General features: G+C 64.8%; 22 protein-coding genes. 12 read left to right on the top strand and 10 right to left on the bottom strand.

Annotated features, from left to right (window positions below):
* Positions 1–91 precede the first annotated feature (91 nt).
* Positions 92–1,177, top strand: a complete 1,086-nt coding sequence (locus DWQ67_RS07635) for an inositol-3-phosphate synthase (protein WP_121485008.1) — start codon at positions 92–94, stop codon at positions 1,175–1,177.
* A gap of 87 nt (positions 1,178–1,264) precedes the next feature.
* Here DWQ67_RS07635 and DWQ67_RS13765 read toward each other — a convergent pair whose 3' ends face one another.
* Both DWQ67_RS13765 and DWQ67_RS07630 read right to left on the bottom strand, forming a co-directional pair.
* Entirely contained in the window at positions 1,265–1,429 is a 165-nt protein-coding gene (locus tag DWQ67_RS13765; RefSeq protein ID WP_158595397.1) for a hypothetical protein, read from the bottom strand.
* Between the two features lie 637 nt (positions 1,430–2,066).
* Positions 2,067–3,509: a CCA tRNA nucleotidyltransferase gene (locus tag DWQ67_RS07630; protein ID WP_233555980.1), complete on the bottom strand. Its 1,443-nt coding sequence runs from the start codon at positions 3,507–3,509 to the stop codon at positions 2,067–2,069.
* Positions 3,510–3,667: 158 nt separating this feature from the next.
* Between DWQ67_RS07630 and DWQ67_RS07625 the strand changes: the two genes are divergently transcribed.
* From DWQ67_RS07625 to trxA, 5 genes are all read left to right on the top strand, one after another.
* Positions 3,668–4,228 (top strand): NUDIX domain-containing protein, encoded by a 561-nt coding sequence (locus DWQ67_RS07625; RefSeq protein WP_121485007.1) that lies wholly within the window; start codon positions 3,668–3,670, stop codon positions 4,226–4,228.
* On the top strand, positions 4,218–5,924 hold the full coding sequence (murJ, locus tag DWQ67_RS07620) for a murein biosynthesis integral membrane protein MurJ (RefSeq protein ID WP_233555979.1): 1,707 nt from the start codon (positions 4,218–4,220) through the stop codon (positions 5,922–5,924). Before DWQ67_RS07625 ends, murJ begins: the two co-directional genes overlap by 11 nt.
* A gap of 182 nt (positions 5,925–6,106) precedes the next feature.
* Positions 6,107–7,843, top strand: coding sequence for a hypothetical protein (locus DWQ67_RS07615; RefSeq protein ID WP_121485005.1), 1,737 nt, complete (start codon positions 6,107–6,109; stop codon positions 7,841–7,843).
* Between the two features lie 114 nt (positions 7,844–7,957).
* A complete protein-coding gene (gene trxB, locus DWQ67_RS07610) occupies positions 7,958–8,959 on the top strand; it encodes a thioredoxin-disulfide reductase (RefSeq protein ID WP_407645802.1) in 1,002 nt (333 codons plus the stop codon).
* Positions 8,960–9,018: 59 nt separating this feature from the next.
* Positions 9,019–9,339 (top strand): thioredoxin, encoded by a 321-nt coding sequence (trxA, locus tag DWQ67_RS07605; protein ID WP_121485004.1) that lies wholly within the window; start codon positions 9,019–9,021, stop codon positions 9,337–9,339.
* A 781-nt stretch (positions 9,340–10,120) separates the two neighbouring features.
* Here the strand turns inward: trxA and DWQ67_RS07600 are convergent.
* The 8 genes from DWQ67_RS07600 to rpmH form a co-directional block, all read right to left on the bottom strand.
* Positions 10,121–11,296 carry a ParB/RepB/Spo0J family partition protein gene (locus tag DWQ67_RS07600; RefSeq protein WP_121485003.1) on the bottom strand — a complete coding sequence of 392 codons (1,176 nt, stop codon included), beginning with the start codon at positions 11,294–11,296 and terminating at the stop codon, positions 10,121–10,123.
* Positions 11,297–13,364: 2,068 nt separating this feature from the next.
* Entirely contained in the window at positions 13,365–14,234 is an 870-nt protein-coding gene (locus tag DWQ67_RS07595; protein ID WP_121485002.1) for a ParA family protein, read from the bottom strand.
* Between the two features lie 147 nt (positions 14,235–14,381).
* The gene (gene rsmG, locus DWQ67_RS07590; protein ID WP_233555977.1) at positions 14,382–15,104 is read right to left on the bottom strand and encodes a 16S rRNA (guanine(527)-N(7))-methyltransferase RsmG; all 723 of its coding nucleotides are present in this window, start codon (positions 15,102–15,104) and stop codon (positions 14,382–14,384) included.
* 4 nt (positions 15,105–15,108) lie between these two features.
* On the bottom strand, positions 15,109–15,678 hold the full coding sequence (locus DWQ67_RS07585) for a Jag family protein (RefSeq protein WP_121485195.1): 570 nt from the start codon (positions 15,676–15,678) through the stop codon (positions 15,109–15,111).
* 35 nt (positions 15,679–15,713) lie between these two features.
* Positions 15,714–16,682: a membrane protein insertase YidC gene (yidC, locus tag DWQ67_RS07580; RefSeq protein ID WP_121485001.1), complete on the bottom strand. Its 969-nt coding sequence runs from the start codon at positions 16,680–16,682 to the stop codon at positions 15,714–15,716.
* Between the two features lie 6 nt (positions 16,683–16,688).
* Positions 16,689–17,075, bottom strand: coding sequence for a membrane protein insertion efficiency factor YidD (gene yidD / locus DWQ67_RS07575; RefSeq protein WP_121485194.1), 387 nt, complete (start codon positions 17,073–17,075; stop codon positions 16,689–16,691).
* Positions 17,076–17,131: 56 nt separating this feature from the next.
* Entirely contained in the window at positions 17,132–17,515 is a 384-nt protein-coding gene (gene rnpA / locus DWQ67_RS07570) for a ribonuclease P protein component (protein ID WP_121485000.1), read from the bottom strand.
* Between the two features lie 46 nt (positions 17,516–17,561).
* Entirely contained in the window at positions 17,562–17,699 is a 138-nt protein-coding gene (gene rpmH, locus DWQ67_RS07565) for a 50S ribosomal protein L34 (RefSeq protein ID WP_121485193.1), read from the bottom strand.
* Positions 17,700–18,216: 517 nt separating this feature from the next.
* Here rpmH and dnaA point away from each other — a divergent pair.
* From dnaA to gyrB, 6 genes are all read left to right on the top strand, one after another.
* Positions 18,217–19,617 carry a chromosomal replication initiator protein DnaA gene (gene dnaA / locus DWQ67_RS07560; RefSeq protein ID WP_233556002.1) on the top strand — a complete coding sequence of 467 codons (1,401 nt, stop codon included), beginning with the start codon at positions 18,217–18,219 and terminating at the stop codon, positions 19,615–19,617.
* 438 nt (positions 19,618–20,055) lie between these two features.
* Complete coding sequence (dnaN, locus tag DWQ67_RS07555) at positions 20,056–21,180, top strand: DNA polymerase III subunit beta (protein WP_121484998.1); 1,125 nt, start codon at positions 20,056–20,058, stop codon at positions 21,178–21,180.
* An 86-nt stretch (positions 21,181–21,266) separates the two neighbouring features.
* On the top strand, positions 21,267–22,148 hold the full coding sequence (gene gnd, locus DWQ67_RS07550; RefSeq protein WP_121484997.1) for a phosphogluconate dehydrogenase (NAD(+)-dependent, decarboxylating): 882 nt from the start codon (positions 21,267–21,269) through the stop codon (positions 22,146–22,148).
* Positions 22,149–22,165: 17 nt separating this feature from the next.
* Positions 22,166–23,353 carry a DNA replication/repair protein RecF gene (recF, locus tag DWQ67_RS07545; RefSeq protein WP_121484996.1) on the top strand — a complete coding sequence of 396 codons (1,188 nt, stop codon included), beginning with the start codon at positions 22,166–22,168 and terminating at the stop codon, positions 23,351–23,353.
* On the top strand, positions 23,350–24,000 hold the full coding sequence (locus DWQ67_RS07540; RefSeq protein WP_121484995.1) for a DUF721 domain-containing protein: 651 nt from the start codon (positions 23,350–23,352) through the stop codon (positions 23,998–24,000). The genes recF and DWQ67_RS07540 overlap by 4 nt, the downstream gene beginning before the upstream one ends.
* A 380-nt stretch (positions 24,001–24,380) precedes the next feature.
* Positions 24,381–26,348 (top strand): DNA topoisomerase (ATP-hydrolyzing) subunit B, encoded by a 1,968-nt coding sequence (gyrB, locus tag DWQ67_RS07535; RefSeq protein ID WP_233556001.1) that lies wholly within the window; start codon positions 24,381–24,383, stop codon positions 26,346–26,348.
* The last annotated feature ends 26 nt before the right edge of the window (positions 26,349–26,374 follow it).

Genomic DNA, 26,374 nt, shown 5'->3' with positions numbered 1-26,374 from the left:
CCCCGCGCTGGACTAGACTGGGGAGAACTGTGCGCGTGTCAATTCATTTTCACGCCACGCATTAATCGAGAATTTCCAAGGAGACGATTTCGTGTCGGATCATCCCATCCGCGTCGCCATCGTCGGCGTGGGCAACTGCGCGTCGTCACTGGTTCAGGGCGTCGAGTATTACCGTGACGCCGACCCGAACGCTCAGGTCCCCGGCCTGATGCACGTGCAGTTCGGTCAGTACCACGTCAATGATGTGCAGTTTGTGGCCGCGTTTGACGTGGACTCCAAGAAGGTGGGCCTTGACCTCTCAGAGGCCATCAACGCCTCGGAGAACAACACCCTGAAGCTCGCTGACGTGCCGCCGCTCGGCGTCACGGTGCAGCGCGGCGAGACCCATGACGGTCTGGGCAAGTACTACCGCGAGACCATCGAGGAGTCTGACGCGGCCCCCGTGGACGTGGTCAAGGCCCTCAAGGACGCCAAGGTGGACGTGCTCGTGTCCTACCTGCCCGTGGGCTCAGAGGTGGCGGACAAGTTCTACGCCCAGTGCGCCATCGACGCGCATGTGGCCTTTGTGAACGCACTGCCCGTCTTCATCGCCGGCACCAAGGAATGGGCGGACAAGTTCACCGCGGCCGGCGTGCCGATCGTGGGCGATGACATCAAGTCGCAGATCGGCGCCACCATCACGCACCGCGTGATGGCCAAGCTCTTTGAGGATCGTGGTGTGGTGCTTGATCGCACCTACCAGCTCAATGTGGGCGGCAACATGGACTTCAAGAACATGTTGGAGCGCGAGCGCCTGGAGTCCAAGAAGATCTCCAAGACGCAGGCCGTGACCTCCAATACCTCCGCCGTCCTGGCCGCGGATGACGTGCATATTGGCCCGTCCGACTACGTGGCGTGGCTTGATGATCGCAAGTGGGCGTTTGTGCGCCTGGAGGGTCGCAACTTTGGCGACGCCCCGGTGTCCCTGGAGTACAAGCTGGAGGTCTGGGATTCCCCCAACTCCGCCGGCGTCATCATCGACGCGGTGCGCGCCGCCAAGATTGCCCTTGACCGGGGCATCGGCGGCCCGTTGCTCTCCGCGAGCTCCTACTTCATGAAGTCCCCGCCGGAGCAGTACAACGATGACGTGGCCAAGGAGAAGGTCGAGGCGTTCATCCGCGGCCAGTTGGAGCGCTAGTCACGCGCGAAGGCCGCGCAGGCTGAGAGGCCTGCGCGGCCTTTGCGTTCACTGGGGGGTGGGCGTCCGCCCCATCGCTGTGTGTCCTCAGCGCATGGATTGATGCGTCCATACGAGCATCTCCATTTCTAGCCGAAGCATCTCTGCGCGCTCGGAGTTGAGGCGCTCAAGGCGGGCGCTGCCCGGGAGTTCCGGGGCGGGCGACCAGGGAGTGCCCTTGCTGAACAAGGGCTTGCGGGTGCGGTGGGTCATCGTGTTTCACCCCCCTTCGCGGCCAAGGGGGCGGTCGGCATGCTGCGCGGCGCGCGGGGAGCGCGGAGCACATCTGGGCCGGCAAAAATCAGCTCGCCGTTGTGGCGTGCGGATGACTGGGTGGAAAGGGTGGCGCGGGCCATGTCACGGATCCTTCGAAGAGGTGTTTTGGGGAGAAATCCCCACCTCGGATCCGGCGCTGCCGGTGTTTCTTCCTGCGGTTAGCAGGCGCCCGGCGCGGACGAGGTGGAGTGGATGACGGAAGCGATCCCGGCGCGGTAGCGCGCGGACGGACGGATTCCTGCAGTGGCTCCGGCATTGAAGCCGATCCTGATTGTCATCATGTGTCTCCACCTCCTCTCGGCGGGCTGGGGCCGCGTACGACGTATGAGGGCGTCTGCGGCGAAATGTTCGGTTGGCTGGCGATCAGCATTTCCCATTGGGAACTCCCGATCACGTGCTTTCGAGACTACCAGCACCCTTCCCGCAAACGGAAGAGCTTCCTGGGAATTCTTCGGGTGAATTAAAGGTGACGGGGCCGGCGTCCAGTGGCGACGGGATTTTCCTGCCCGACGACGCGTGCTCACCCTGCCAGCGCGGCTGTCAGTCCTCCGCGGCCGTCAGTTCAGCGCGGCCGTCAGCCCTGCGTGGCCTCGGGCTGTTGCGCCCACCACTCGTGCAGCTCCGCGACGGCCTGCTCGCGTGTCACCGGACCCCGATCCAGGCGCTGTTCCAGCAGGAACTTGTAGGCGCGCCCCACCAGCGGACCGGGCTTGATGCCCAGCTCCGCCATAATCTCCTGGCCGTCAAGGTCCGGCCGGATCGCATCCAGCTGCTCCTGCGCGGCCAGCTCCGCCGCCCTGATCTCCAGGTCGTCGTAGGCAAACTCCAGTCGCTCGGCCTTGCGCCGGTTGCGGGTGGTCACGTCGGAGCGGGTCAGTAGGTGCAGGCGGGACAGGAGGGGCCCGGCGTCCGTCACGTAGCGGCGCACGGCCGAATCTGACCATCCCGCATCGGCGTAGCCGTAAAAGCGCATGTGCAACTCCACCAGGCGGCTCACGGCCTGGATCACGTCCTTGGGGAAGCGCAGGCTCTTGAGCCGCTTGCGCACCAGCTTGGCGCCCACCACGTCGTGATGGCGGAAGGTGACGGCCCCGCCGCCCTCGAAGCGCCGTGTGGCCGGCTTGCCGATGTCGTGCATCAGCGCCGCCATCCGCAGCACAAGGTCCGGACCCGGCACCGCGTCGTCGGGCCCTCCCTCGCGATCAGCTGCCTGGCGCAGCACCGTCAGGGAGTGCTCGTACACGTCTTTGTGGCGGTGGTGCTCGTCCGCCTCCAGGCGCAGCGCGGAGACCTCCGGGATCACCAGCTCCGCCAGGCCGGTGCGGACCATCACGTCAATACCGCGCTCGGGGTGGGCGCCAAGCAGCAGTTTGCTCAGCTCATCCCGGACGCGCTCCGCGGACACAATCTCCAGCCGGCCGGCCATGGCTGCGGTCGCGTCCCACTCCGCCGGCGCCAACTCCAAACCAAGCTGAGACACAAAGCGGGCGCCGCGCATCATGCGCAGCGGGTCATCGGAGAAGGAGATCTCTGGGCCCGACGGCGTGCGAAGGACTCCGAGTTCAAGGTCACCCAGTCCCCCAAAGGGGTCCACCAGCTCACCGGAAGGCAGGCGCACGGCCATGGAGTTCACGGTGAAGTCGCGGCGGGCCAGGTCATCGTCCAGGTGCTGGCCAAAGCGCACGTGTGGCTTGCGTGAGCCCTCCTCGTAGACGTCCGCCCGGTAGGTGGTGATCTCGATCTGGTCATCGCCGCGGCGCAGCGCGATGGTCCCGTAGTCCCGTCCCACCTCCCACGTGACCTCCGCCCATCCCTTGATCACGTCAAGGATCTGGTCCGGATTGGCGCTGGTGGTGAAGTCAAGGTCAAGCGCGGGCCGGCCAAGGAACAGGTCGCGGACCGGGCCGCCCACCAGGCTGAGCTCGTAACCGGCGGACTCAAAGCGGTGCCCCAGCTCCACAGCCACGGCCGGAAGGTCGGCGGGCAGGTTGGGCTGGACCAAGGCTGAGCGATTCACGCCTCCATCCTCCCAGAAAGCGACGGGCGCCGTGAGCCGCGCGTGATGGACGCGACGCGAGCCGGGCGCGGGGCCCGGCCCCGCGGCGTCGAACGCTTGGTCGTAGCACCGAGGCCGTTTTGAGGGAGCGCACGGACTCACCCACTAAGGTTGAGTGCATGAGTCACCCTGCCCCTGACCCGCGCAAGCGCACGCCGTTAACGGCCGCGCTCGCTTGGGAACGGACGCAGACGGCCCGGGCCGTGCACCGCGCAGCGCGGGCGGCGGCCGGGATTCCCACGGTGGAAGAGGTCTCTGCCGGCGGCATCGTGATTGATCCGGACTCCCATGACGTGTCGGTGGCGATCATCGCCCGCTATAACCGCGGGGGCAGGCTGGAGTGGTGCCTGCCAAAGGGCCACCCGGAGGGCGTGGAGAATCACCGCGAGGCCGCCGTGCGTGAGGTGGAAGAAGAGACCGGGATCCGCGGGCACATCGTGGCCACGCTTGGCTCCATTGACTACTGGTTCACCGTGCCGCAGTACCGCGTGCACAAGACGGTGCACCACTATCTCCTCATCGCCACTGGCGGGGAGCTGACCATCGAGAAGGACCCGGACCACGAGGCGGTGGACGTCGCGTGGGTTCCGCTGCGGGATCTGCCCCGCCGCTTGTCCTTCCCCAACGAACGGCGTATCGCCGAACTGGCACGAGAGGTCATTCAGACCCATGGCCTCTGAGTCATCCCCAGCGCCTGCCACTTCGGCGGCGCGGCGCTCGCGTGCCGTGGCTCTCATGGCCTCTGGCACCCTGGTTTCTCGCATCCTCGGCTTCCTGCGCACCGCGCTGCTTGCCGTGGCGATCGGCACCACCTCTGACGTGGGTGATCTGTTTGAGAAGGCCAACACCATCCCCACGATCATCTTCATGCTGCTGGCTGGCGGCATCTTCAATGTGATCCTGGTGCCGCAGCTCATCAAGGCCTCCAAGGCCGCGGATCGCGGCAGCGCGTACACCTCCAAGCTCATGACGCTCACCATCACGGTGATGGCCGTGATCACGGTGGCGCTGACCGCGGCGGCCCCCTGGATCATCAAGGCGCTGACCTCTGGCTGGGACGAGCCAAAGTTGGCGCTCGCCACCATTTTTGCCTACTGGTGCATGCCGCAGATCTTCTTCTACGGGGTCTATGCGGTGGCTGGGCAGGTGCTGAACTCGCACGGACGCTTTGGCGCCTATATGTGGGCTCCCGTGGCCAATAACGTGATTCAGCTGGTCATGATTGGCGTCTATCTGGTGATGTTTGGCGCCTATCAGGACGGGCGCCACACCCAGCTCATGCAATGGTCCACCAGCCAGACCGTGGTGCTGGCCGGAGGAGCGACGCTGGGCATCGTGGCGCAGGCCGTGGTGCTCTTCTGGCCGCTGCGGCGCCTGGGGCTTGGCCTCAAGCCTGACTTCAAGTGGCGCGGCATTGGTCTCAAGCACGTAGGTCAGCTGGCGGCCTGGACGCTTGGTGCCATGGTCGTGGGCAACCTAACCGCCCTCTACTTCGGCAAGATCGTCTCCGCCGCCACGCAAGCCCGCCAACACATGGGCTCCGCCGGGGCCTCGGTGGCCGGTGAGGCCGCACTGAATCAGAGCCAGCTCATCACCGTTTTGCCGCACTCCATCTTCGCGTTGTCCCTGGCCACGGTGCTCTTCAACGACCTCTCCAATGCCTTTGCCGACCGGCGTTTTCAGGATGTGGGGCCGCTGGTTTCTAAGGGCCTGCGCACCACGGCCGTGCCCATCATGTTCTTCACGGTGGCGTTTATTGTGCTGGCCGGCCCGCTTGGACGCCTCTTCGGCGGCACCTCCGCGACCGCGGCGGTGGACGCCGGTGCGGCCGTAGCCACCCTCGTGGTGCTCACGGCGCTTGGCCTGCCCGCCAAGTCCTATGCCTTCTACCTGATGCGCGTCTTCTACGCCCATGAGGACACCAAGACGCCCATGTTGTTGCAGGTCTCCTACGCTCTGGTGGGCCTCGCAGCGGCGTTCATCGCCTCCATCACCCTTGAGCCGCAGTACCTGGCCCAGGCCACGGCGGTGATCTATGCCGCGTCCAATACGGTCCAGGCCATCGTGGCGCACGTGGCCGTGACCAAGCGCTACGGCGGCTATGGCGCAGGGCGCGTGCTCTCCTCTTATATCCGGATTGGCTGGCTGGCGACCTTCGCCGGCCTGGCCGGCGGTGTGGTGCTCGCGCTGCTGGGTGGTTACGACTTTGGCTACGCCTGGAGTGGCTACACGCCGGCCATCCTCTCCCTGGTGCTGGCTGGCCTCACCATGGGAGGCGTGTTCCTGGTGCTGCTGCGCCTGGCCAACGTCAGCGAGCTGGAAGATTTCCTGGGCCCGCTTGCCCGGCGCATCCCTGGCGGCCCCAAGCGTCGTTAGGTAGGTCACCCCACGCCGTCGGGCAGTACATCACCCGGCCGCCCAGGCGGCACTTTCCCGACTCCTGTGCGTCATTCCCATTACGGTCTACCGCCTCATCAGCGTGCGCCAAGGCCCGGCCGGTAGCATGAAGCATGAGGGCACCGCTGTGTCCTGGGAGTACATTTTTTGAGGAGTCGTTCGTGGCCGAAGAGATCACCGTCGGAACCGTCCTGGGTGGGCGTTACCTCGTCACTGGCGAGGTCGTGGCCACGGCGGAGGGTGACCTCGTTTTCGACGGCACCGACCAGGTCCTGAACCGCCCGGTCTCCATCCTGATGGCTGCGCCGTCCAATGCCACCCGCGTCGCCGTGAGCGCGCGCGAGATTGCGATGGGCACCCGGCCCTCAGACGTGCAGGTCCTGGATCTTGGCCTGAACGCCGCCTCCACGTACCTCATCACCAACACCACGGACGCGGCCTCGCTGCTTGACCTGGTGGTAGAGGCTGACGCGCCGTACATCGAACCGTTCCAGACGGACACGCTTGGCCAGCAGATTTTTGGTGAGACCCGCTCCACGGAGCCGCAGGTCTACTCGGATGATGCCGAGTACTACCAGGAGCTGGCGGAGGAGCAGCAGCGCAAGCCGCTCTTCGGTGGCCGCTGGGGCCGCAAGAATCGCGCCGAGGCAACCCCGGAGACGGACTCGCAGGGCGTGATCCCTCCGGAGGTTCCGCTGACCGGCGCAGGTGTCTCAGAGCCGGTGACCGGCCCCTTCGCCGCAGAGCCCATGGCCGCCTCGCAGGCCGCCGCTGCGTTCCCCACCGAGCCCCACCAGGACTCCTCCCCCGCCTCGTCTGCCTCTCCCGCAGCTTCCGCGACCCCCGAGGATGAGCGGACGCAGTCCGTTCCCCGCGCAGAGGCCGCGCAGCCTGCGGTCACGCCGTTGCCCCCGGTCACGGTGGAGCCCACCTCCACGCTTCGTTCGGATGAGGACGCCGCCCGCGCCGCCGCCCAGCGCGGCGACGCCAACCGCCCCGCCTCTCGCTTCCCGCGGGCCGCCGCGGCGCCTGCCGCCGGTACCGCTGCAGCGCCCGACGACGCCGCCTCCCGTGAGCGCCAGACCTCGGCTGGCGCTGTTGCCGGCGCGGGTGTTGGCGCGGGTGTTGGCGCGGGGGCAGCTGCCGCGTCGGATACCGCCGCCAAGCGCTCGGCGTTTGACGCCGCCGTCGGCCAGGCCCCCCGCGCCTCGGTGCCGGCCGCTCAGCGATCCGGCGAGGACGGCGGCAATAAGCTCACCCGCTTGATTGTTGGTCTCTTGCTTGTTGCGGTGCTCGTGACCGGCGTGATCTTTGCGGTCCAGATCCTGACCCGCACGGGCGAGCCGGTCCCGACGCCCGTCGCCACCGCCCCTGCGGCCCCCAACGAATCCGAGCCCCCGGCCAGCCCGCAGGCCACCGAGGGTCCGTCCAAGGTGAAGCCCAAGGTGGATGACATCTCGCTGGCGTTCCCGAGCAACCCGGAGTCCGTGTACAGCACGTCGAATCAGTCACTGGAAGATGCGGTGGATGGGTCCTCCTCCTCCAGCTTCTCCACGTACACCTACAAGTCCCCGGTCTTTGGTGGCTTCACCAAGCGCGCAACCTTTGCCATTGAACTGAAGAAGGAATCAGATATCTCTGCCGTTGAGTTGGCGGGGATGAACGCCAAGGGCGGCAAGGTACAGATCTCCGTGGGCGAGTCCGATGATCCGGACGCCGCTCAGGACATCTTCTCCGGCTCGTTCTCTGGCCCCAGCCTGTCCGCAGAGGTGGGCGCAGGAGAGACCATGAAGGGCAAGTTCGTGTTCGTCACGATCACCGAGCTGCCTCAGTTGGCCTCCCCCGTCTCCGCTGAACGCCCCTATGGTTTCCAGGTTTCGGAGATCAAGGTTTCCTAGTCAGCAACCGTTCACTCGGTGCCCCTGGGCCCGGGAATAGCAACACGCCTGGGCTGGTTATACAGCCCAGAGAGATAGCCGCGGATCAGACCGTGGTGCGAAAGGAAGGCAGGCATCGTGCCCGCAATCGAGAGCGACACCATTCACGACGTCATCATCGTCGGTTCCGGCCCCGCGGGTTATACCGCTGCGGTGTACACGGCGCGTGCCAACCTGAAGCCGCTCGTGATCGCCGGCTCCGTGGAGACGGGCGGTGAGCTCATGAAGACCACCGAGGTGGAGAACTTCCCGGGCTTCCCCGAGGGCATCATGGGCCCCGAGCTCATGGCCAACCTGCAGCAGCAGGCCGAGCGCTTTGGCGCCGAGCTGCTGTATGAGGACGCCACCGCCGTGGAGTTGGAGGGGCAGATCAAGAAGGTCATCCTTCTTGACGGGACCATCCACCGCGCGCGCTCCATCATCCTCGCCACGGGCTCCGCCTACCGCGAGCTTGGCCTGGAGAACGAGACCCGCCTTTCCGGTCACGGGGTGTCCTGGTGCGCCACCTGCGATGGCTTCTTCTTCCGCGAGCAGGACATTGTGGTGGTGGGCGGAGGCGACTCCGCCATGGAAGAGGCACTCTTCCTCACCAAGTTTGCCTCCAAGGTGACCGTGGTTCACCGCCGCGAGTCGCTGCGCGCCTCCAAGATCATGGCGGACCGCGCCATGGCACACCCCAAGATCGAGTTCGTTTGGAACTCCGAGGTCGCGGACGTGCTGGGAGATGCCAAGGTGGACGGCGTGCTCCTGCGCAACCTGGTCACCGGCGAGGAAAGCAAGCTGGCCGCGACAGGCGTCTTTGTGGCGATCGGTAACGACCCCCGCACCGCGCTGGTGCAGGGCCAGGTGGACATCACTGCCGAGGGAACCATCGCCGTTGAGGGCCGTTCCTCCCGCACCAACCTGCCTGGTGTTTTCGCCGCGGGCGACGTGCTGGATCCCACCTACCGCCAGGCAGTCACCGCGGCCGGCTCGGGTTGCGTGGCTGCGCTCGACGTTGAGCACTTCCTTGGCGCGGCCGTGCCGGTCTACGAAGAGGCGTCCGCCGCTGCGGAGAACAGCAGCGTCTCCGCCTAATCGCGGTGCTCGGTTTTACCAACTTCCACTGATTCCCCTTTACTGCAGGAGCCAAGAACATGAGCAATGTCAACGCAGTCACCGACGCATCCTTCGAGGCCGACGTTCTTCAGTCAGACAAGCCGGTCATCGTGGACTTCTGGGCCGAGTGGTGTGGCCCCTGCCGCATGCTGAGCCCCATCCTGGACCAGATTGCCCAGGAGCATGACTCGGTCAAGGTCGTCAAGGTGGACGTGGACGAGAACCAGGCGATCGCCGCCAAGTACGGCATCACCTCCATCCCCGCCGTCTACGTCTTCAAGGATGGCGAGCACGTCGCCACCTCCATCGGCGCCAAGCCCAAGCAGATCATCGAGAAGGAGTTCGCCGAGTACCTCTGAGTCTCGCGAGACCACCACCCTGTCCGGCTCATCCCTTGAGGTAGCCCACAGAGCAGGTGCAGCTCCCCACAAGGGCCGCCGTCAGCCGAAAGGTTGGCGGCGGCCCTTGCTTTGTCTCCACGGCTCCCCAGGAGCCCCTCAGTGGCCCTGGGGCCTGGTCGGTATCGACGTCGCTGGCTCGGCGGCTCGGCGGCTCGGCGGCACCTGCGAGGCCCTGAGGCTCTGAGGCTCTGAGGCTCTGAGGCTGCATCGGATGGGCGTCGTGCACCAGGAGCGCTGGACCCGCGTGCTCTGACCAGTCCATCGGCGTCGCATCCGCAGAATGTCAAGCAGAAACGCTTACAGGGCCGCTTTATCGTACTGAGGCTGGCTTCTCCTCCGCCCTTGCCTTCAACGTGCGCTCCAGCTCAGGTCGCTGGCCCCACATTTCCTCGCCGTGGGGGCCGGAACGGATCAGAAGCCGGTCCAGCGGCCCCCTGGCTCATGAGCACTACCGGCGGCCCAGGGGTCCTGGCTCCCCGCTGTCAGCGCTGGCTCCGGGACGAACTGCCCGCGACGATCGGTCCTATTGTTGCCGCCGACGCACCGCGCCGTTTCACGTGAAACATGCGTGTCGTGCCGGTTTCGGCCGGTGACCGCGTCACCGGAATCGCTGTCGCATAGAAAGAACGCGTGGTGATCATGCGCCCGCATCACTGGTGCCTTGATCATGTTTCACGTGAAACACAAAGCAGCCGGCACTTCCCGGAAGGGAGGTGCCGGCTGCCATCACAAGACTCGACTAAGTTGCTGAAGCGTCGGGGCTGATCAGTTCCATGATTCTGTTCAGATCTTCCACGGTGGCGAAGTCGATCTGCACCTTGCCCTTGCGGGCTCCCAACGTGATTTTGACGTTGGTATCCAGGCGGTCCTGGAGATTGCTCGCGAGGAAGTCGAGACGCTCATGCCGCTGCGGCTCCGCCTGCCGGCGGCGGGACGTCTTCGGAGCAGCACCCTGCGCCAAAGCGACCAGTTCCTCCGTGGCGCGAACGGAGAGCCCCTCATTGACGATTCGCTGCGCGAGTCGCTCCATCTCTTCTACCTCGTCCAAGGCGAGAAGTGCGCGGGCGTGGCCGGCCGAAATCACGCCTGCAGCCACACGTCGTTGCACCAGAGCCGGCAGACGCATCAGCCGGATCGTATTACTGATCTGCGGACGACTACGTCCAATGCGAAGCGAAAGTTCATCCTGCGTGCAATCGAACTCGGTCAGGAGCTGCTGATAGGCCGCCGCTTCTTCCAATGGATTCAACTGAGAACGGTGAAGGTTCTCGAGCAGAGCGTCACGGAGGAGATCTGAGTCGTCTGTCTCTCGAACGATGGCCGGGATAACCTTGAGTCCCGCGGCCTGAGAAGCGCGCCAGCGCCGCTCGCCCATGACGAGTTCGTAGGCGACACCGTCGTCCTCACGGGACGGCCGGACCACGATGGGCTGGAGCAGACCCACCTCACGAATAGACCGAACCAGCTCGTCCAGCTCTTCTTCATCGAAGACAGAACGGGGTTGCTTGCGGTTGGGATGAATGTCGGAGAGCTTCACCTCACGGAAAGACGCCCCGGGCACCTCCACCAGGTCCTCCACCGGCTCTGAACTCTTCGCCTTCCGCTGGCCCAGGACGTCCGGAACCGGCTTGCGAGGGCTGTCATCCGCCGTGGAGGCAAAGAACATATCCGCGGGACGGGCCTTCTTTGCCTTCGCTGCGGAGGACGCTTTAGCCGCGGATCGGGCAGCAACTACACCAGCAGATACGGACGTGCGCGGCTGACTACTCGTCGTCGACGATACCGGCTTCTTGCGAGCTGGCTTAGGAGCAGCCACTGGCTTCGTTTCCTGCGGGGCCGCCGGTTCCGCTTCCGAGGGCGCGCTCGTGATGAGGGCCCCCAAGCCGCGTCCCAGACCCCTACGCTTCTCCGCCATGACGTCCTTTCAAGACAAAAATGATGCTCTCTCTATGGTAGTCGCCCCACCAGTTCGCGCCACCCGCTGTCATGACTCAGCATGACCCTTTGTCACCGCGAACTATGCGTGTGTTTCACGTGAAACATCACCGCCGTAGCACTGCGGGTGATCTTCGCTAACGTGTGGGCGCCGCTCGCGTCACGCTAAACACGCCTTTGTTTCACGTGAAACATGGGGCCGGCGAGAGGGCCTCGTTAGCCAGGAGGGACATCTCTTCGTTCCAGCCATGAAAATCCCGGCGGCCAAATGTGATGTCGTTAAACTGCTAATGCTTGCTCGGGAAGCCAATCTAGCGCAACTCCGTACCTCTGGGGGCAGAGACCCCCTGAACCGCCCCCGAGCCCGCAGGGAGTATCGGGACAGTCCACCGGAAACTGGCGGCGTGGCGCGCTCTTGCCAGGGACCTCCATCATCGCCACTCCAATCCGGCTCGGCTTCAGGGCTCGCTTCCCGCACGCGCGGTACCTCAGCATTGGGACGAGTAAGCCATCTGCCCTAGCTCCGCACCAGAATGACCCACGCGCCCATCACCGCCAACGAGGCTCGGACACACGCCGGAGGTTCGACCCCGCACAGCCCCGCTCGACCCCGCACAGCCCCGCACAGCCCCGCACGACCGCGTACTACCGCTGCAATCACCCGCAGCCGCGTTCAGTCGCGTTCGGTCCCGCCCAGTTCTCTTCAGTAGCGCTGGACTCCGTCCTCGCCATCGCCTCCCATCGTTGGACATGACCAGCTGACAGCCACAGACACCACAGGTTCCCAGGCGCCCACAGTCTCCAGGGAACCCGGCGGTCCAGGCGGTCCAGGCGGTCCAGGCGGTCCAGACGGTCCAGACGGTCCAGACGGTCCAGGGCATCGTGTCAGCCCCATACGTGCGTCCTCAGAGGGCGTCAGGAGCGAGCCGAGCATCTCAACAGTCCTAGCCCGGCATCATGAGCTCTCTCAATCCCCCAGGACCCCTGAGGCCCCTGAGACCTGATGGGCGCGGCTTACGCCCGTCCTGACTCGTCTTCATGCACTGACGTAGCAGTGCGAACCAGAGCGTCGCTGGATTCGGCACGGCGTTGACGCGCACCACAAGGGCCGCACCACGTGACTGCGCCTCATCCCCAACATGTTTCACGTGAAACACCGATCCAAGGATCAGCGGTCTCAGCGCACGACCTCCGCTACCCACCGCTACCCACCGCCACCCATCGCCAAGTACGGCCACGTACGGCCACACACTTCCACCCGGCCCCGGGCGCCCCACCCACCTCTGCACCTCCCGTACTCCCCGGAGGGCGGCACCCCCGGCCGCTGGCCTCATGGAAACGGACGGAGACCCGAGGGCAACGGCCAGTAGACACTGAAGGCGCATCAGGCTTGCCAACGTCGATGAGGCCTCGCCGAGCCGATGTCGACCACCCGGGTCCTGCCGGGCGGTCGGGCACTCCTCCCGAGACACCGAGGGACGCCGTGACCCATCCGCCTGATCAAGCACACGCAATCCCATGCGGGCACTGGGGGGCCGGCCGGGGAACCAGGAAGCGTCACGCTCTCGCTTGATGACGGCGCATCAGTTCCCCACGGAAGCGATGGTTGTCCACATGACAGCACAGTTACCCACATGGCAGTGCACGCTCAAAAACCCCGAGATCTCGCGGGAATCCAACCCACACCCCAGAGTTATGCACAGCACAGTCATTCCTGTCCACAAGTCTGGGGGTGGGGTTCTTCCACGAGCTGTGAGCACCGCCCTGCACCCCGAGCTGCGTCTACCTCCGGAGGGCAACACCACGGCTCAACGCAAGGAGACACTGAGACCGCACCCGGAGCATCGTTAGCTAACGCTCAAGCCTGCCCTCTTGCCCTACCTCCAGCCCACGTCAGGTGAGCGTGCAGTCTCTGACGCGCTGGCTAAGAATGAGCAAGCAAGGAAAGCGTAGAACCTTGATGATCTGATTTTCCGCTTCCTCGACTACCCAACGGCCCACAGAAAAGCGCCTGCCCCCCAACGGGGAGCAGGCGCCCACGGTACTGACTAGCGGCTGGACATCTCCGCGGCGGCCTCGAGGTACGCCAGCGCGCCGGTCGACGTCGGGTCGTAGGTGATCACGGACTGCTGATACGACGGCGCCTCTGAGATGCGCACGCTGCGAGGAATGACCGAGGCCAGCACCTCCTGGGGAAAATGCGCCCGGACCTCGTCAGCTACCTGAGCAGCCAGATTGGTCCGGCCGTCGTACATCGTCAAAAGGATGGTGGAGACCACCAGATCCGAGTTCAGGTGCTTCTGAATCATCTGGATGTTCTTGAGTAGCTGGCTGAGGCCCTCCAGCGCGTAGTACTCGCACTGGATGGGAATCAGGACTTCCCGTGCAGCAACAAAAGCATTCACGGTGAGCAATCCAAGCGAGGGTGGGCAGTCAATCAACACGTAGTCCAGGCGCGGCTGGCCCTGGGCGGCGCGATGCTTCTCGTACTCCCCCAGCGCCCGGTGCAATCTCTGCTCCCTGGCGACGAGTGCCACCAGCTCAATCTCGGCGCCGGCCAGGTCAATCGTTGCCGGGGCCACCATGAGGTTCTCTACGTCCGGGCACGGCGCCACTACTTCTGCCATGGGCCGGTCATTGATCAGCACGTCATACACGGAAGGCACGTCGGAGTGATGATCAATCCCCAGGGCCGTTGACGCGTTACCCTGCGGATCAATATCAATCACCATGACCTGGAAACCGGACTTGGCGAGGGCGGCGGCCATGTTGACCGTGGTGGTGGTCTTACCCACGCCACCCTTTTGGTTGCTGACGGTCATGTACCGGGTCTGCTTGGGCCTGGCCAGGGGGCGCTGACGGCCACGGCGCCGCCCGTGGGGCTCCTGCTGCTTGCCGTTCCCGAGGTGCTGGTCCATGCCGTCCTTCGTGATTGTCGCTGTGCTTCCGCTGCACGGAGTCATGCCGGCCGCGGACGCGGACTTGAGAAGTCTATCGTCCAGGGACGACAGTGCCCACGCCCCGCCGTGACGGCGGGTTGTGGGCACTGACTTCTCGGTACGGCGTCACCCCACGGCGATGCGAACCACCGTGGTGGGCTCCTCCAGAAACCCCTCCCCCAGCGTCTCCACGCGGACGTCGTGCCCCTTGTATTTCCGAATGATCTTCTGAGCCTTCTCAATCTCCAGCTCGGCGCTGCGTCCCTTCAAGGCCACCAGCTCTCCGGTGCCGCTGATGAGCGGCAGGGTCAGCGGGACCAGGGTCCGCAGGGCAGTGACGGCGCGCGCCGTCACCACGTCGGCATCGATCTGCCCCACCATCTGCTCTGCCCGGGCCCTGACCACATCCACGCGGGATTCAAGCCCAAGGTCCTCCACGACCTCATCCAACCACTGGCATCGCCGCTCCAGCGGCTCCACCAGCACCATCATGAGGTCGGGGCGCGATAGCGCCAGAACGATCCCAGGAAGACCCGCACCGGAACCGATATCCGCCACCAGGGCTCCCTGCGGGATCGCATCCGCCACGGCGGCGCAGTTCAGGACGTGCCGGCTCCACAGCCGCGGAATCTCGCGCGGGCCAAGCAGCCCCCGCTCAATTCCGCTGGAGGCAAGGTGGCCCACATAGCGCTGAGCCAGCTCGGCACGGTCACCAAAATAATGCTCGACGGCGCCGAGTTCGGCTTCCGTGGGACGCGGTGCCTCCTCGGGAGGCACCGCAACCAACGCGGCGTCGATCCTTGGCCCTTCTGGGCCCTCCCCCGGGCGTTGCATCTCTTGGTCAGCCATGCGCTCAGTCCTCGGAGGCGTGGACGACGACGTGGCGCTGGGGGCCTTCACCCTCTGAGTCCGAGACCAGATCTGCCTCGGCAATCAGGTCGTGGACCATCTTGCGCTCGTAGGCGCTCATCGGCTTCAGCGCCACCGACTCCCCGTCAGCCTTCACCGAGGCAATGGCGGCGCCCACGATCACCTTCAGGGCGTCTGCCCGGCGGGCGCGGTGACCATCAATGTCCAACACAAAACGCGAGCGCTGCCCGGTGCTGGAGAGGACTGCCAAACGCGTCAGCTCCTGCAGAGCCTCCAACGTGGCGCTGTCCTGGCCCACCAGGCTCTCCAAGCTGGAGGTGCCCTCCTCGGAGGAGATGGAGACGTAGACGCGCCCACCCTTCACCTCGATGTCGATGTCGCCGTCCAGGTCAGCGATGTCCAGCAGCTCTTCGAGGTAGTCCGCCGCAGCGTCCCCCTCCTCATCCAGCTTGGACTGAGCCGAGGCCTCGTCGCCGGCCTGTTCCCCGCCCGCCTCCGTCGTCGCCGCAGGCTCCGACTCGCTAGGTTCTGTCTCGCTGGGCTCCTGACCCATCACTGGGTCTTCCTGGGGCTGCTCCGGGGTACTCGTCACTTCTTCCTCCGGTTCTTGCGCTGAGGCTGCGTGCGCTTGGACTTGGCCTGCTCGGCCTCCTCCACCACGGTCTCAGCGGCACCCTTCTTCTGCCCGATGGGCGGAAGGCCCTTGGCCTTGCGGCGGATGTTGAGCTCCTTCTCCGCCAGCGAGCCCGGGGTCGGGTTGTACTTGATGACCCACATCTGCTGACCCAGCGTCCAAATGTTGGAGGCGGTCCAGTAGATGAGCAGGCCGATCGGGAAGTTGATACCACCGACGCCGAACACCAGCGGCAGGATGTACATCATCATCTTCTGCTGACGCATGAAGGGGCCCTCGAGGGCCTCCTGGGTCATGTTCTTCGTCATCAGCTGACGCTGCGTGTAGAACTGCGATGCCACCATGAGAACGATCATCACGAGGGCGACCACGATGACGGACATGTTGGTGGGGCCACCCGAATTAAGGGTGTTCAGGAAGGTGTCAGAGAGACGGGCACCAAAAATCGAGGAGTCATCAAAGCTGCGCACGTGATCCGGGGTCAAAGCGGCGATGCCGACATTCTCGCCCTTGGCCTTGGAGGTGCTGGAGAGCACCGTGTACAGCGAGAAGAAGAACGGCATCTGGATCAGCAGCGGCAAGCATGAGGAGAACATGCCCGTGTTGTGCTTCTTGAACAGCGCTCGCTGCTCCGCGAGCATGGCCTGCTGGGAGACCTGGTCCTTCTTGCCCTTGTACTTAGCCTGCAGCTTGCGCAGCTCCGGCTGTAGGGCCTGCATGGCCCTCTGCGCACGGATTTGGCGAGCAAAGATGGGGATCAGTGCGGCACGAACGCCCACGGTCACCAAGATGATGGCCAGCGTCCAGGTCCATCCCGAGTCGGCGTCAAGTCCAAGGAAGGTGAATCCCTCATGGAAGATCATCAGTAGCCATGACATGACCCACCGGAAAGGTGTCAAAAGCCACAGAATTGGTTCTGGCATGGGGAACTACGCTCCTCGGGCCGCTGACGCGGCAGGCTGTGTCTCGGAAAGAGGGGGATGGTTAAGCTCAATGATCTTTGGTGCATGGCCCTCAGGCCAAATCCGCCGACCGGGAGGGACCGGATCGATGCCGCCCTGCGACCAAGGGTTGCACCTCAAGATGCGGCGCCCGGTCAGCCAGCTGCCCTTCACCGCCCCGTGGACCGTGACTGCTTCTAACCCGTAGGCAGAGCAGCTGGGAAAGTATCCGCATACCTGCCCATACAGCGGCGAGATGATCAGACGGTAGAGCTTGAGCAAGCCGATCAAGAGGTTTCGCGGAACATCCACGAGGTGCCGCCACCATGGCGTGGGTGGTACGTCCTCAGGGGGCGCAACGGGGGCCGGTCCCATCAGGCGCACCACCTCTTCGATGGGCACCCCCGCCGCATCGGGATGCTGGTGGGCGCTCACTCTGCGGTCTCTGCCACTGGAGTCGGCGCGGAGGGCTGCGTTGGCCTGAGCCGTCTCATCCCTTGGTCAAGGTCCTTGGCCAGCGCCGCATACGGCGCACGTGCTGAGGCGGGCAGGGCGCGCACCACCACATCGGCACCGGTGAAGCCGGCCGAGATCTGTTGCCAGGCCGCTTCGCGTAGCCGCCGCTTCACCACATTCCTGGCCACCGCGTTGCCCACCTTCTTGGAGACGATGAAACCGAACCGCGCTGGTCCGTTCTCTCCACCAGGATGAACGATCGTAGAGACGACGAAGTTCCGGCACCCTTTTCGGGTGCCGGAACGCACGATGTTGTTCAGTTCACGGCCATCGCGCACACGGTGTTCGCGGGGCAGCATGTGACCTTCGTCGTCACGGTGCCGGCGTCAAGACGCCGGAACCGAATCAGGCCGAGAGTTCCTTGCGGCCCTTGGCGCGGCGGGTCGAGAGAATGCCGCGGCCTGCACGGGTCCGCATGCGAAGGCGGAAACCGTGCTTCTTGGCGCGGCGGCGATTGTTCGGCTGGAAAGTCCGCTTGCTCACGGTGTTCACTCCATGACGTCGTTCTCGGGCATCGCCCGTCCCGGCACATAAGAGAAGAACGGGAGGTGATGCATCTGTTCTGGGGTCCCTTCGGCTGCCCCGGCGGGGCATCCGCGCACCAATGTGTGGGTACGTGAGTACCTCCACATCACTGCATGGGACTAAACAACGGTAGACGAGAGGGAGGGCAGGGGTCAAACCGGCGTGGGGCATCACACACCATGTGAGCCCCTGATGTCACGGCCGGCGCCGCGATTTCTGAATATCCACTCCCTGTTCATCAATATTATCCACACCTTGGGGACAACTTTGGGGATACGCGAGATCCCGGGGCTGGGTTCTCCCCAACTCTATCCACGCCTGTGTATAACCCTGGGGATGACAGGTACCGTTAGGGAGTACGTCGGGGCCCGGCGGTGGTGTCGGGACCGTTCCCGAAGAAAGTCAGGGAAACGTGAGCTCGGATCAGTCGAACAGCGTGGGGAGCGCCTGGCGCCAGGTCGTGCGAACGCTGGAGATGGATGACCGTGTGACCCCCCGCCAGCGCGGATTTGTGGTGCTGGCCCAGCCCCTGGGGCTCATGGAATCCACGCTCCTGCTTGCGGTTCCCAGCGAACTGGCCAGGGAAATCTTTGAGTCACAGCTCAAGACACCGCTGGATGACGCCCTGCGTGCGGTCTTTGGACACGACATCCTCTGCGCTTTCAGCATCGACGCGGACCTGGCCCAGGACTCCCCCAAGGAGAACGTTGCCCGCCCGGATTCCGACGAGCGCCCCCAGGTCTCCAGCCCTGAGCCCGTGGATGATCAGCCGCTGCACCACCCGGTCCCCCACGCCCGTACGCAGATGCCGCAGCCGGGGCCGCCGTCCACCTCCACGGAGTTTGGCCGCCTCAATCCCAAGTATGTGTTTGACACGTTCGTGATCGGCTCGTCCAACCGCTTTGCCCACGCCGCGGCCGTGGCTGTCGCCGAGGCCCCGGCCAAGGCGTACAACCCGCTGTTCATCTACGGCGGTTCTGGGCTGGGCAAGACGCACCTGCTGCACGCCATTGGTCACTACGCCAGGCACCTCTATCACGGCATCCGGGTGCGGTACGTGAACTCGGAAGAGTTCACCAATGACTTCATCAACTCCATCCGTGACGATGAGGGCACCAGCTTCAAGCAGACCTACCGCAACGTCGACATCCTGCTGATCGATGACATCCAGTTCCTGGCGAACAAGGACGCCACGCAGGAGGAGTTCTTCCACACCTTCAACGCGCTGCACAATCACAACAAGCAGGTGGTCATCACCTCAGACCTGCCCCCCAAGCAGCTTTCCGGCTTCGAGGACCGTATGCGCTCGCGCTTCGAGTGGGGCCTGCTCACCGATATTCAGCCGCCGGAGCTGGAGACGCGCATCGCCATTTTGCGCAAGAAGGCCCAGTCGGAGGGCCTCTCCGCCCCGGATGACGTGATGGAGTACATCGCCTCCAAGATCTCCACCAACATCCGCGAGCTGGAGGGCGCCCTCATTCGAGTCACCGCCTACGCCTCCCTCAACCGTCAGCCCGTGACCATGGAGGTGGCGGAGCGAGTGTTGAAGGATCTGATCTCGGATGAGGATTCCCAGGTCATCACCCCGCAGTCCATCGTCGCCAGCACCGCTGAGTACTTTGAGCTCACCATCGACGAGCTCAACTCAAAGTCGCGTACTCGCACGCTGGTCACGGCTCGGCAGATCGCCATGTACCTCTTGCGTGAACTCACGGACATGTCGCTGCCCAAGATCGGGGACATGATGGGCGGCCGCGATCACACCACGGTGATCCATGCCGATCGCAAGATTCGCGAGCTCATGGCAGAGCGCCGGGCCATCTTCAACCAGGTCACCGAGCTGACCAACAAGATCAAGCAGCAGCACCGGGACTGATGTTGCCCGCCGGTGGATAAGTCGGTGGACAGGAGGGGGACAAGCTGTGCACAGAGGTGCCTTGCCTGTGGACGGTGTGGAAAACGCCCTCCTTCGTCCACAGCAGTGAGCGAACCCCACCGACGACTATCGACATTTCATCAACAGGCATTTTTGGTGCTCCAGCACCGTCAGAAGCACTTATCCACAGTATCCACAGCGGTTACTAACACTCCTACTCTTCCCTCATACACCAAACAACAATGAACCTTCGGCCCCAGTCGGGTACCCCGGACACGTTCATCTCTGCCTCCTCAAGGCCTCCAACAGGAGCGTTTGCGTGACGTTCACCGCAGCTTTCCCACAGGCAAAATTCGACCTACCAAGAGGCGGGTAGGCTTGCGTTTTGACCAAGACCTCTCCATGCCGGGTTGAAAGCTGGCGAAAGGTGGCCCTTCCGTGAAGTTCAGCGTTGAGCGCGACGTCCTCACCGAGGCGGTCACTTGGACCGCCAGGTCCCTGGCCCAGCGCCCCGCCTCCCCCGTTTTGGCAGGCATTCTCATCACGGCTTCACAGGGCATCGTCACGCTAGAGGGTTTTGACTACGAGACCAGCGCGCACCTGGAGATTGAGGCGCAGATCGAGGAAGAGGGGACCATCTTGGTCTCCGGCAAGCTCCTCGCCGAGATCTCTCGCAATCTGCCCCAGTCCTCCGTCACGGTGGAAACTGATGGGTCAAAGGTGCAGGTCCGTTGCGGCCGAGCTCGTTTTCACCTTGCGACCATGCCAGTGGCGGACTACCCCCAGCTCCCGGCCCAGCCGGAGATCCTCGGCGTCGTGGACGGCGCGGCCTTCGCCAACGCCGTCAGCCAGGTCATCGTCGCAGCCTCCAAGGACGACACCCTGCCGATCCTGACCGGCATCAAGGTCGAGTTTGATGATGACAACATGACCCTCTTGGCCACGGATCGTTACCGCCTGGCCCTGCGTGAACTCTCCTGGCGCCCCGCTAACCCGGGCGTTCAGACCTCCACCCTGGTCAAGGCCCGCACCCTCAACGAGGTGGCCAAGACCTTGGGCAGCTCCGGTGACCTGACCCTCGCTCTCTCTGCCAACGGGGACCTGATGGGCTTTTCCTCCGGCGCCCGCCGCACCACCACCTTGTTGGTGGATGGTGACTACCCCAAGATTCGGGCCCTCTTCCCGGAGAACTCCCCCATCCACGCCTCCGTGCGCACCTCCTCCCTGACCGAGGCCGTGCGCCGCGTCTCCGTCGTGGCGGAGCGCAACACCCCGGTTCGCCTGCAGTTCACGCAGGGCCAGGTGGCCCTGGACGCCGGCACCGGCGAGGACGCCCAGGCAGAGGAAAGCATCGAGACGGTGCTGGACGGCGAAGACATCACCGTCGCCTTCAACCCCGCCTACCTCTCAGAGGGTCTGGCCGCGTTTGGTTCGGAGTTTGTGCGCTTCTCCTTCACCTCTGCGCCCAAGCCGGCCATGCTGACCGCGCAGGCTGAGGAATCCGGCGAGGACGACAAGGCCTACCGCTACCTCGTCATGCCGGTGCGCCTGCCTAATTCCTGATCCTGGGGCCCAGAACGGCCCTGGCTTCTTCTGACCCGCGCACGTTTGCGGGGGCCTCTTCATCTCAGTTCAGCGAAGGGAACACGATGCACATCGGAATGATTGGTTTGGGCAAGATGGGCGGCAACATGCGCGAGCGGTTGCGCCGCGGCGGCGTGGAGGTCACCGGCTACGACAGCAACCCCGAGGTCACCGATGTGGCCACGGTCAAGGAGCTTGTCGCGGCGCTGCCCACCCCACGCACCGTGTGGGTCATGGTTCCCGCGGGCCAGATCACCGATAGCGTCATCGCCTCGCTCTCCGACGAGCTCTCCGAGGGTGACCTCATCATCGACGGCGGCAACTCACGATTTACCGATGACGAGCGCCACGCCCAGGAACTGACGGCCAAGGGCCTGCGCTTCCTGGACTGCGGCGTCTCCGGCGGCGTGTGGGGTCTGGAGAATGGTTACGGCCTCATGGTGGGTGGCTCCGACAAGGACGTTGCCGAGCTGATGCCCGTCTTCGACGCGCTGCGCCCTGAGGGTGAGCGGGAAGATAGCTTTGTGCACGTGGGTGCCGTGGGCGCCGGGCACTACGCCAAGATGGTGCACAACGGGATCGAGTACGGCCTGATGCAGGCTTACGCCGAGGGCTATGAATTGCTGGAGCGCAAGGACATCATCAAGGACGTGCCCGGCACGTTCAAGGCCTGGCAAAAGGGCACCGTGGTGCGCTCCTGGTTGCTTGATCTGCTGGTCAACGCGCTCGAGGAGAACCCGGATCTGGCTGGCGTTGCGCCGTGGGTGGAGGACTCCGGAGAGGGCCGCTGGACCGTGGAAGAGGCCATCGCGGAGGCCGTGCCGATGCCGGCCATCACCGCGTCCCTCTTCGCGCGTTTTGCCTCGCGGGATACCGATTCGCCGCAGCTGAAGATGGTCTCTGCCCTGCGTCACCAGTTCGGTGGCCACGCGGTGAAGAAAGCCTAAGGAGGCATCTCCTCCCGGTGTACGTCTCCCACGTAACCCTGCTGGACTACCGCAGCTACGCCCGGGCAGAGCTTGAGCTTGGCCCGGGCGTGAGCGTGCTGGTGGGACCCAACGGCGTGGGCAAAACCAATGTCGTTGAGGCGTTGGGATACCTGTCAACGCAGGGATCGCATCGCGTTCCCAACGATGCCCCATTGGTGCGTTTTGGGCAGGAGCGCGCCCTCGTGTCCGCCAGGGTGCACCGGGGAACCCAAGCCACCGGCGTCGAACTGGAGATTATCCCGGGGCGCGCCAACCGCGCACGGATCAATCGCTCCAACCATGTGCGCGCCAAGGAGGCCTTTGGCCTGGTGCGAAGCGTGCTGTTTGCGCCAGAGGATCTTGAGCTGGTCAAGGGAGATCCGGGTTCGCGGCGGCGTTTCATTGACGACCTGGTGGTGCAGCTTCGTCCGGATCAGGGTGCGGTGCGCGCGGACTATGACCGGGTGCTCAAGCAGCGCAACGCTCTGCTGAAATCCGCCAGGGCCGGGGGGCGTTTTAACGATGCCTTCGCGTCCACCCTGGAGGTGTGGAATACACACCTGGCCGCGGCTGGCGCGCGCGTTTTGCGCAATCGCGTGCACGTTCTTGGCCTGATTGCCCCGCACCTTGAGGCGGCCTACGCCTCGCTGACGGACGGGTCAAAGCCCGCCACCGCTCGCTATCTGAGTACGGTGACCGCTGATGCGGACACGGTGGGTGTGGCCGGCGGGCCGGTGGCGGATGAGCGCCTGGTTCAGGCGGGACTTCCCGAGCTGGAGGCCCTCATGCTCCAGGCTATGGAGGGCGCCCGCCAGCGCGAGATGGAGCGCGGGGTGACCTTGGTTGGCCCGCATCGCGACGACATTCTGCTTGGACTGGGGCCGGCCCCGGCCAAGGGCTTTGCCTCCCACGGGGAAACCTGGTCCATGGCCTTGGCGCTGCGCCTGGCCTCCTACGCCGTGCTGACGGAGGATGATCCGGCGGACGCCGCGCGTCCGGTGCTGATGCTCGACGACGTTTTCGCCGAGTTAGATACGCGGCGTCGCGCCAAGCTGGTGGCGGCGGTGGCGCAGGCAGAGCAGGTGATCGTGACCGCGGCGGTGCGTGAGGATGTGCCTCAGGAGTTGGAGGCAACCCTCATTGCCGTGGGGCCGGGCTGGATTGGCGAGGAGCCTGCTTCATGAGCGGCGAGGACCTGGTCTTCCCCCGGCCGGACCCGCAGGACTCCCTCACGCATGATGCGAAGGGGAATCTGTTGCCGGAGGAACGCCCTGAAAATCTGCCGGGTGAGCCCACGTTGGCGGATGCGGATGCCCCGCGAGTGGCACTGCAACGCATGCGCAGGCTGGCCCAAGAAAAGGGCGAGGTCCGTCGCGGCGCAGCCCAGGTGGAACGCGCGCGTCGAAAGGCGGAGTCTCGCAAAGCCGCCAGCCGTGAGGGCCGCATGGCGGGCCCCGCGAGCGACGACGAGGGACGGGACCCGGTTGGTCTCTCGCGGCTCATGAACAACCTGATGCGCTCTCGCGGCTGGAGTGAGCCCGTGGCGGTGGGCTCCGTTTTGGCCCGCTGGTCAGAGATTGTGGGCTCAGAGGTGGCGGCCCACGCCGTTCCAGAGAGTTACGAGAACAGCACGGTGGTGGTCCGCTGCGATTCCACTGCCTGGGCCACGCAGCTGCGCCTCATGCAGCATGATCTGCTCAAACGCTTTGACGCGGCGGTGGGCCACGGCGTGGTCACCACCATCCAGGTGCTTGGCCCGGCCGGTCCCAGCTGGAAACGCGGGCTGCGCACCGCGCAGGGTGGCCGCGGTCCGCGCGATACCTACGGGTAAACGCCGTCGGGCGGCTCTCTCCAAGAGCCTATTTTGCCCTCCACGGGGAGAGAGGCCCTGAGAGGCTGATCGGCCGGATGGGGAGGCACGGGCGTTTGAGCATGGATTCTGGGCCGTTCACGATGTATCCCGTGGCGTGGAACGCGGTTTTTTGGGGCAATTGGCGGTAGACTGGGGTAGTTCGTGCGGGGCACGTCAGAATCGCCTTCGCGAACACTGTCCACGATTCTGCGCGCAAGGAGCCCGGAACACCCGTGACTGAAAACAACCAGCACACACCGCAGGAGCCCACGGGGCAGGAGCCTTCAGAGGTTCAGACCCACGCCGGGAACGGCAACGTCGGCAGCGGCAAGGTCACCGAAGAGTACGGCGCCTCGGCGATCACCGTCCTTGAGGGACTCGAGGCCGTGCGCAAGCGCCCCGGCATGTACATCGGCTCCACCGGCCCGCGCGGCCTGCACCACTTGGTGTACGAGGTCGTGGACAACTCTGTTGACGAGGCCCTGGCCGGCTACTGCGACACCATTGACGTCACGCTGCAGCAGGATGGCGGCGTGCGCGTGGTGGATAACGGTCGCGGCATCCCCGTGGACATGCACCCCACCGAGGGCAAGCCCACCGTGGAGGTCGTCATGACGATCCTGCACGCCGGCGGCAAGTTCGGCGGCGGCGGTTACGCGGTCTCCGGCGGCCTGCACGGCGTGGGTATCTCCGTCGTGAATGCTCTCTCTCGCCGGGTGGTCACCAAGGTTCGCAGGCAGGGCTACGAGTGGGAGGCGGAGTTCGCCAACGGCGGCAACGTGTCCAAGTCACTCACCCGCGGCGAGGCCACGGATCTGACCGGCACCAGCCAGACCTTCTATGCCGATCCGGACATCTTCGACACGGTCGACTTTGACTTTGAGACGCTGCGCGCCCGGTTCCAGCAGATGGCCTTCCTCAACAAGGGCCTGCGCATCGTCCTGACGGACGAGCGGGTGCTGGAGGAAGACGGCGAGGAGGTGGCCTCTGACGATGAGAACGTGGAGACCGCCGTCCCGCGCCACCGCATGGTGGATTACAAGTACGACGACGGGCTGCTGGACTACGTCAAGCACCTCAACTCCGCCAAGAAGGTGGAGCTCATCCACCCGGACGTCATCGCGTTTGAGGCAGAGGACACGGCCAAGTCCATCTCCGTGGAGATTGCCATGCAGTGGACCACCGCCTACTCAGAGTCGGTGCACACCTACGCCAACACGATCAACACCCATGAGGGTGGCACGCACGAGGAGGGCTTCCGTGCGGCCATGACCTCGCTGATCAACCGCTACGCCAAGGATCAGAACCTCCTCAAGGAGAAGGACGAGAACCTCACGGGAGATGACATCCGCGAGGGTCTCACCGCCGTGATCTCCGTGAAGCTGGGTGAGCCCCAGTTTGAGGGCCAGACCAAGACCAAGCTGGGTAACTCCGTGGCCAAGGGCTTTGTTCAGGGCGTCGTCAATGACGGCCTGGGGGATTGGCTGGAGCGCAACCCGGTCGCGGCCAAGGACGTGGTGCGCAAGGCACTGCTCTCCGCACAGGCCCGCCTGGCAGCCCGCAAGGCTCGCGATCACGCCCGCCGCAAGTCTCCGCTGGAGACCTTCGGCATGCCCGGCAAGCTCTCTGACTGCTCCTCTAAGGATCCCCGCGAGTGCGAGGTCTACCTGGTGGAGGGCGACTCGGCCGGCGGCTCCGCCAAGCGCGGCCGCGATCCCCGCACCCAGGCCATCCTCCCGCTGCGCGGCAAGATCCTGAACGTGGAGCGCGCCCGCCTGGATCGCTCCATGGGCAACGCAGAGGTGCAGGCCATGATCACTGGCTTCGGCACCGGCATTGGCGAGGAGTTTGACCTCTCCAAGCTGCGCTATCACAAGATCATCCTCATGGCAGATGCCGACGTTGACGGCCAGCACATCACCACGTTGTTGCTGACGGTTCTGTTCCGGTTCATGCGCCCGCTCATTGAGCACGGGCACGTGTACCTGGCACAGCCACCGCTGTACCGGATCAAGTGGTCCAACGCTCCTCACGACTACGTCTATACGGACGCCGAGAAGGATGCCGCGATGGCCAAGGGCGCCGCGAACAACCAGCGCCTGCCCAAGGACAACGGAATCCAGCGCTACAAGGGCCTGGGGGAGATGGACTACAGCGAGCTGTGGGACACCACCATGGACCCCACGCACCGCACCTTGAAGCAGGTCGCCATGGATGACGCGGCGGCAGCGGATCAGGTCTTCAGCGTGCTGATGGGCGAGGACGTTGAGGCCCGCCGTAACTTCATTCAGCAAAACGCCAAGGATGTGCGTTTCCTGGACATCTGATCCAGCCCGACGCCGCCCTTCCGCAC

It is taken from the genome of Galactobacter caseinivorans (assembly GCF_003640665.1).
Lineage (GTDB): Bacteria > Actinomycetota > Actinomycetes > Actinomycetales > Micrococcaceae > Galactobacter > Galactobacter caseinivorans.
Note: the sequence above shows the minus strand (reverse complement) of the source record. Positions and strands in the feature narration are given on the sequence as shown.

Excerpts from the sequence above, each read along its gene's own strand:
- DWQ67_RS07625 (WP_121485007.1), top strand. The coding sequence starts at position 3,668 with ATGAGTCACCCTGCCCCTGACCCGCGCAAGCGCACGCCGTTAACGGCC.
- DWQ67_RS07540 (WP_121484995.1), top strand. The coding sequence starts at position 23,350 with ATGAGCGGCGAGGACCTGGTCTTCCCCCGGCCGGACCCGCAGGACTCC.
- DWQ67_RS07600 (WP_121485003.1), bottom strand. The coding sequence starts at position 11,296 with ATGGCGGAGAAGCGTAGGGGTCTGGGACGCGGCTTGGGGGCCCTCATC.
- dnaA (WP_233556002.1), top strand. The coding sequence starts at position 18,217 with ATGGATGACCGTGTGACCCCCCGCCAGCGCGGATTTGTGGTGCTGGCC.
- DWQ67_RS07595 (WP_121485002.1), bottom strand. The coding sequence starts at position 14,234 with ATGGACCAGCACCTCGGGAACGGCAAGCAGCAGGAGCCCCACGGGCGG.
- yidC (WP_121485001.1), bottom strand. The coding sequence starts at position 16,682 with ATGCCAGAACCAATTCTGTGGCTTTTGACACCTTTCCGGTGGGTCATG.
- yidD (WP_121485194.1), bottom strand. The coding sequence starts at position 17,075 with ATGGGACCGGCCCCCGTTGCGCCCCCTGAGGACGTACCACCCACGCCA.
- DWQ67_RS07585 (WP_121485195.1), bottom strand. The coding sequence starts at position 15,678 with ATGGGTCAGGAGCCCAGCGAGACAGAACCTAGCGAGTCGGAGCCTGCG.
- rsmG (WP_233555977.1), bottom strand. The coding sequence starts at position 15,104 with ATGGCTGACCAAGAGATGCAACGCCCGGGGGAGGGCCCAGAAGGGCCA.
- rnpA (WP_121485000.1), bottom strand. The coding sequence starts at position 17,515 with ATGCTGCCCCGCGAACACCGTGTGCGCGATGGCCGTGAACTGAACAAC.
- murJ (WP_233555979.1), top strand. The coding sequence starts at position 4,218 with ATGGCCTCTGAGTCATCCCCAGCGCCTGCCACTTCGGCGGCGCGGCGC.
- gnd (WP_121484997.1), top strand. The coding sequence starts at position 21,267 with ATGCACATCGGAATGATTGGTTTGGGCAAGATGGGCGGCAACATGCGC.
- DWQ67_RS13765 (WP_158595397.1), bottom strand. The coding sequence starts at position 1,429 with ATGACCCACCGCACCCGCAAGCCCTTGTTCAGCAAGGGCACTCCCTGG.
- trxA (WP_121485004.1), top strand. The coding sequence starts at position 9,019 with ATGAGCAATGTCAACGCAGTCACCGACGCATCCTTCGAGGCCGACGTT.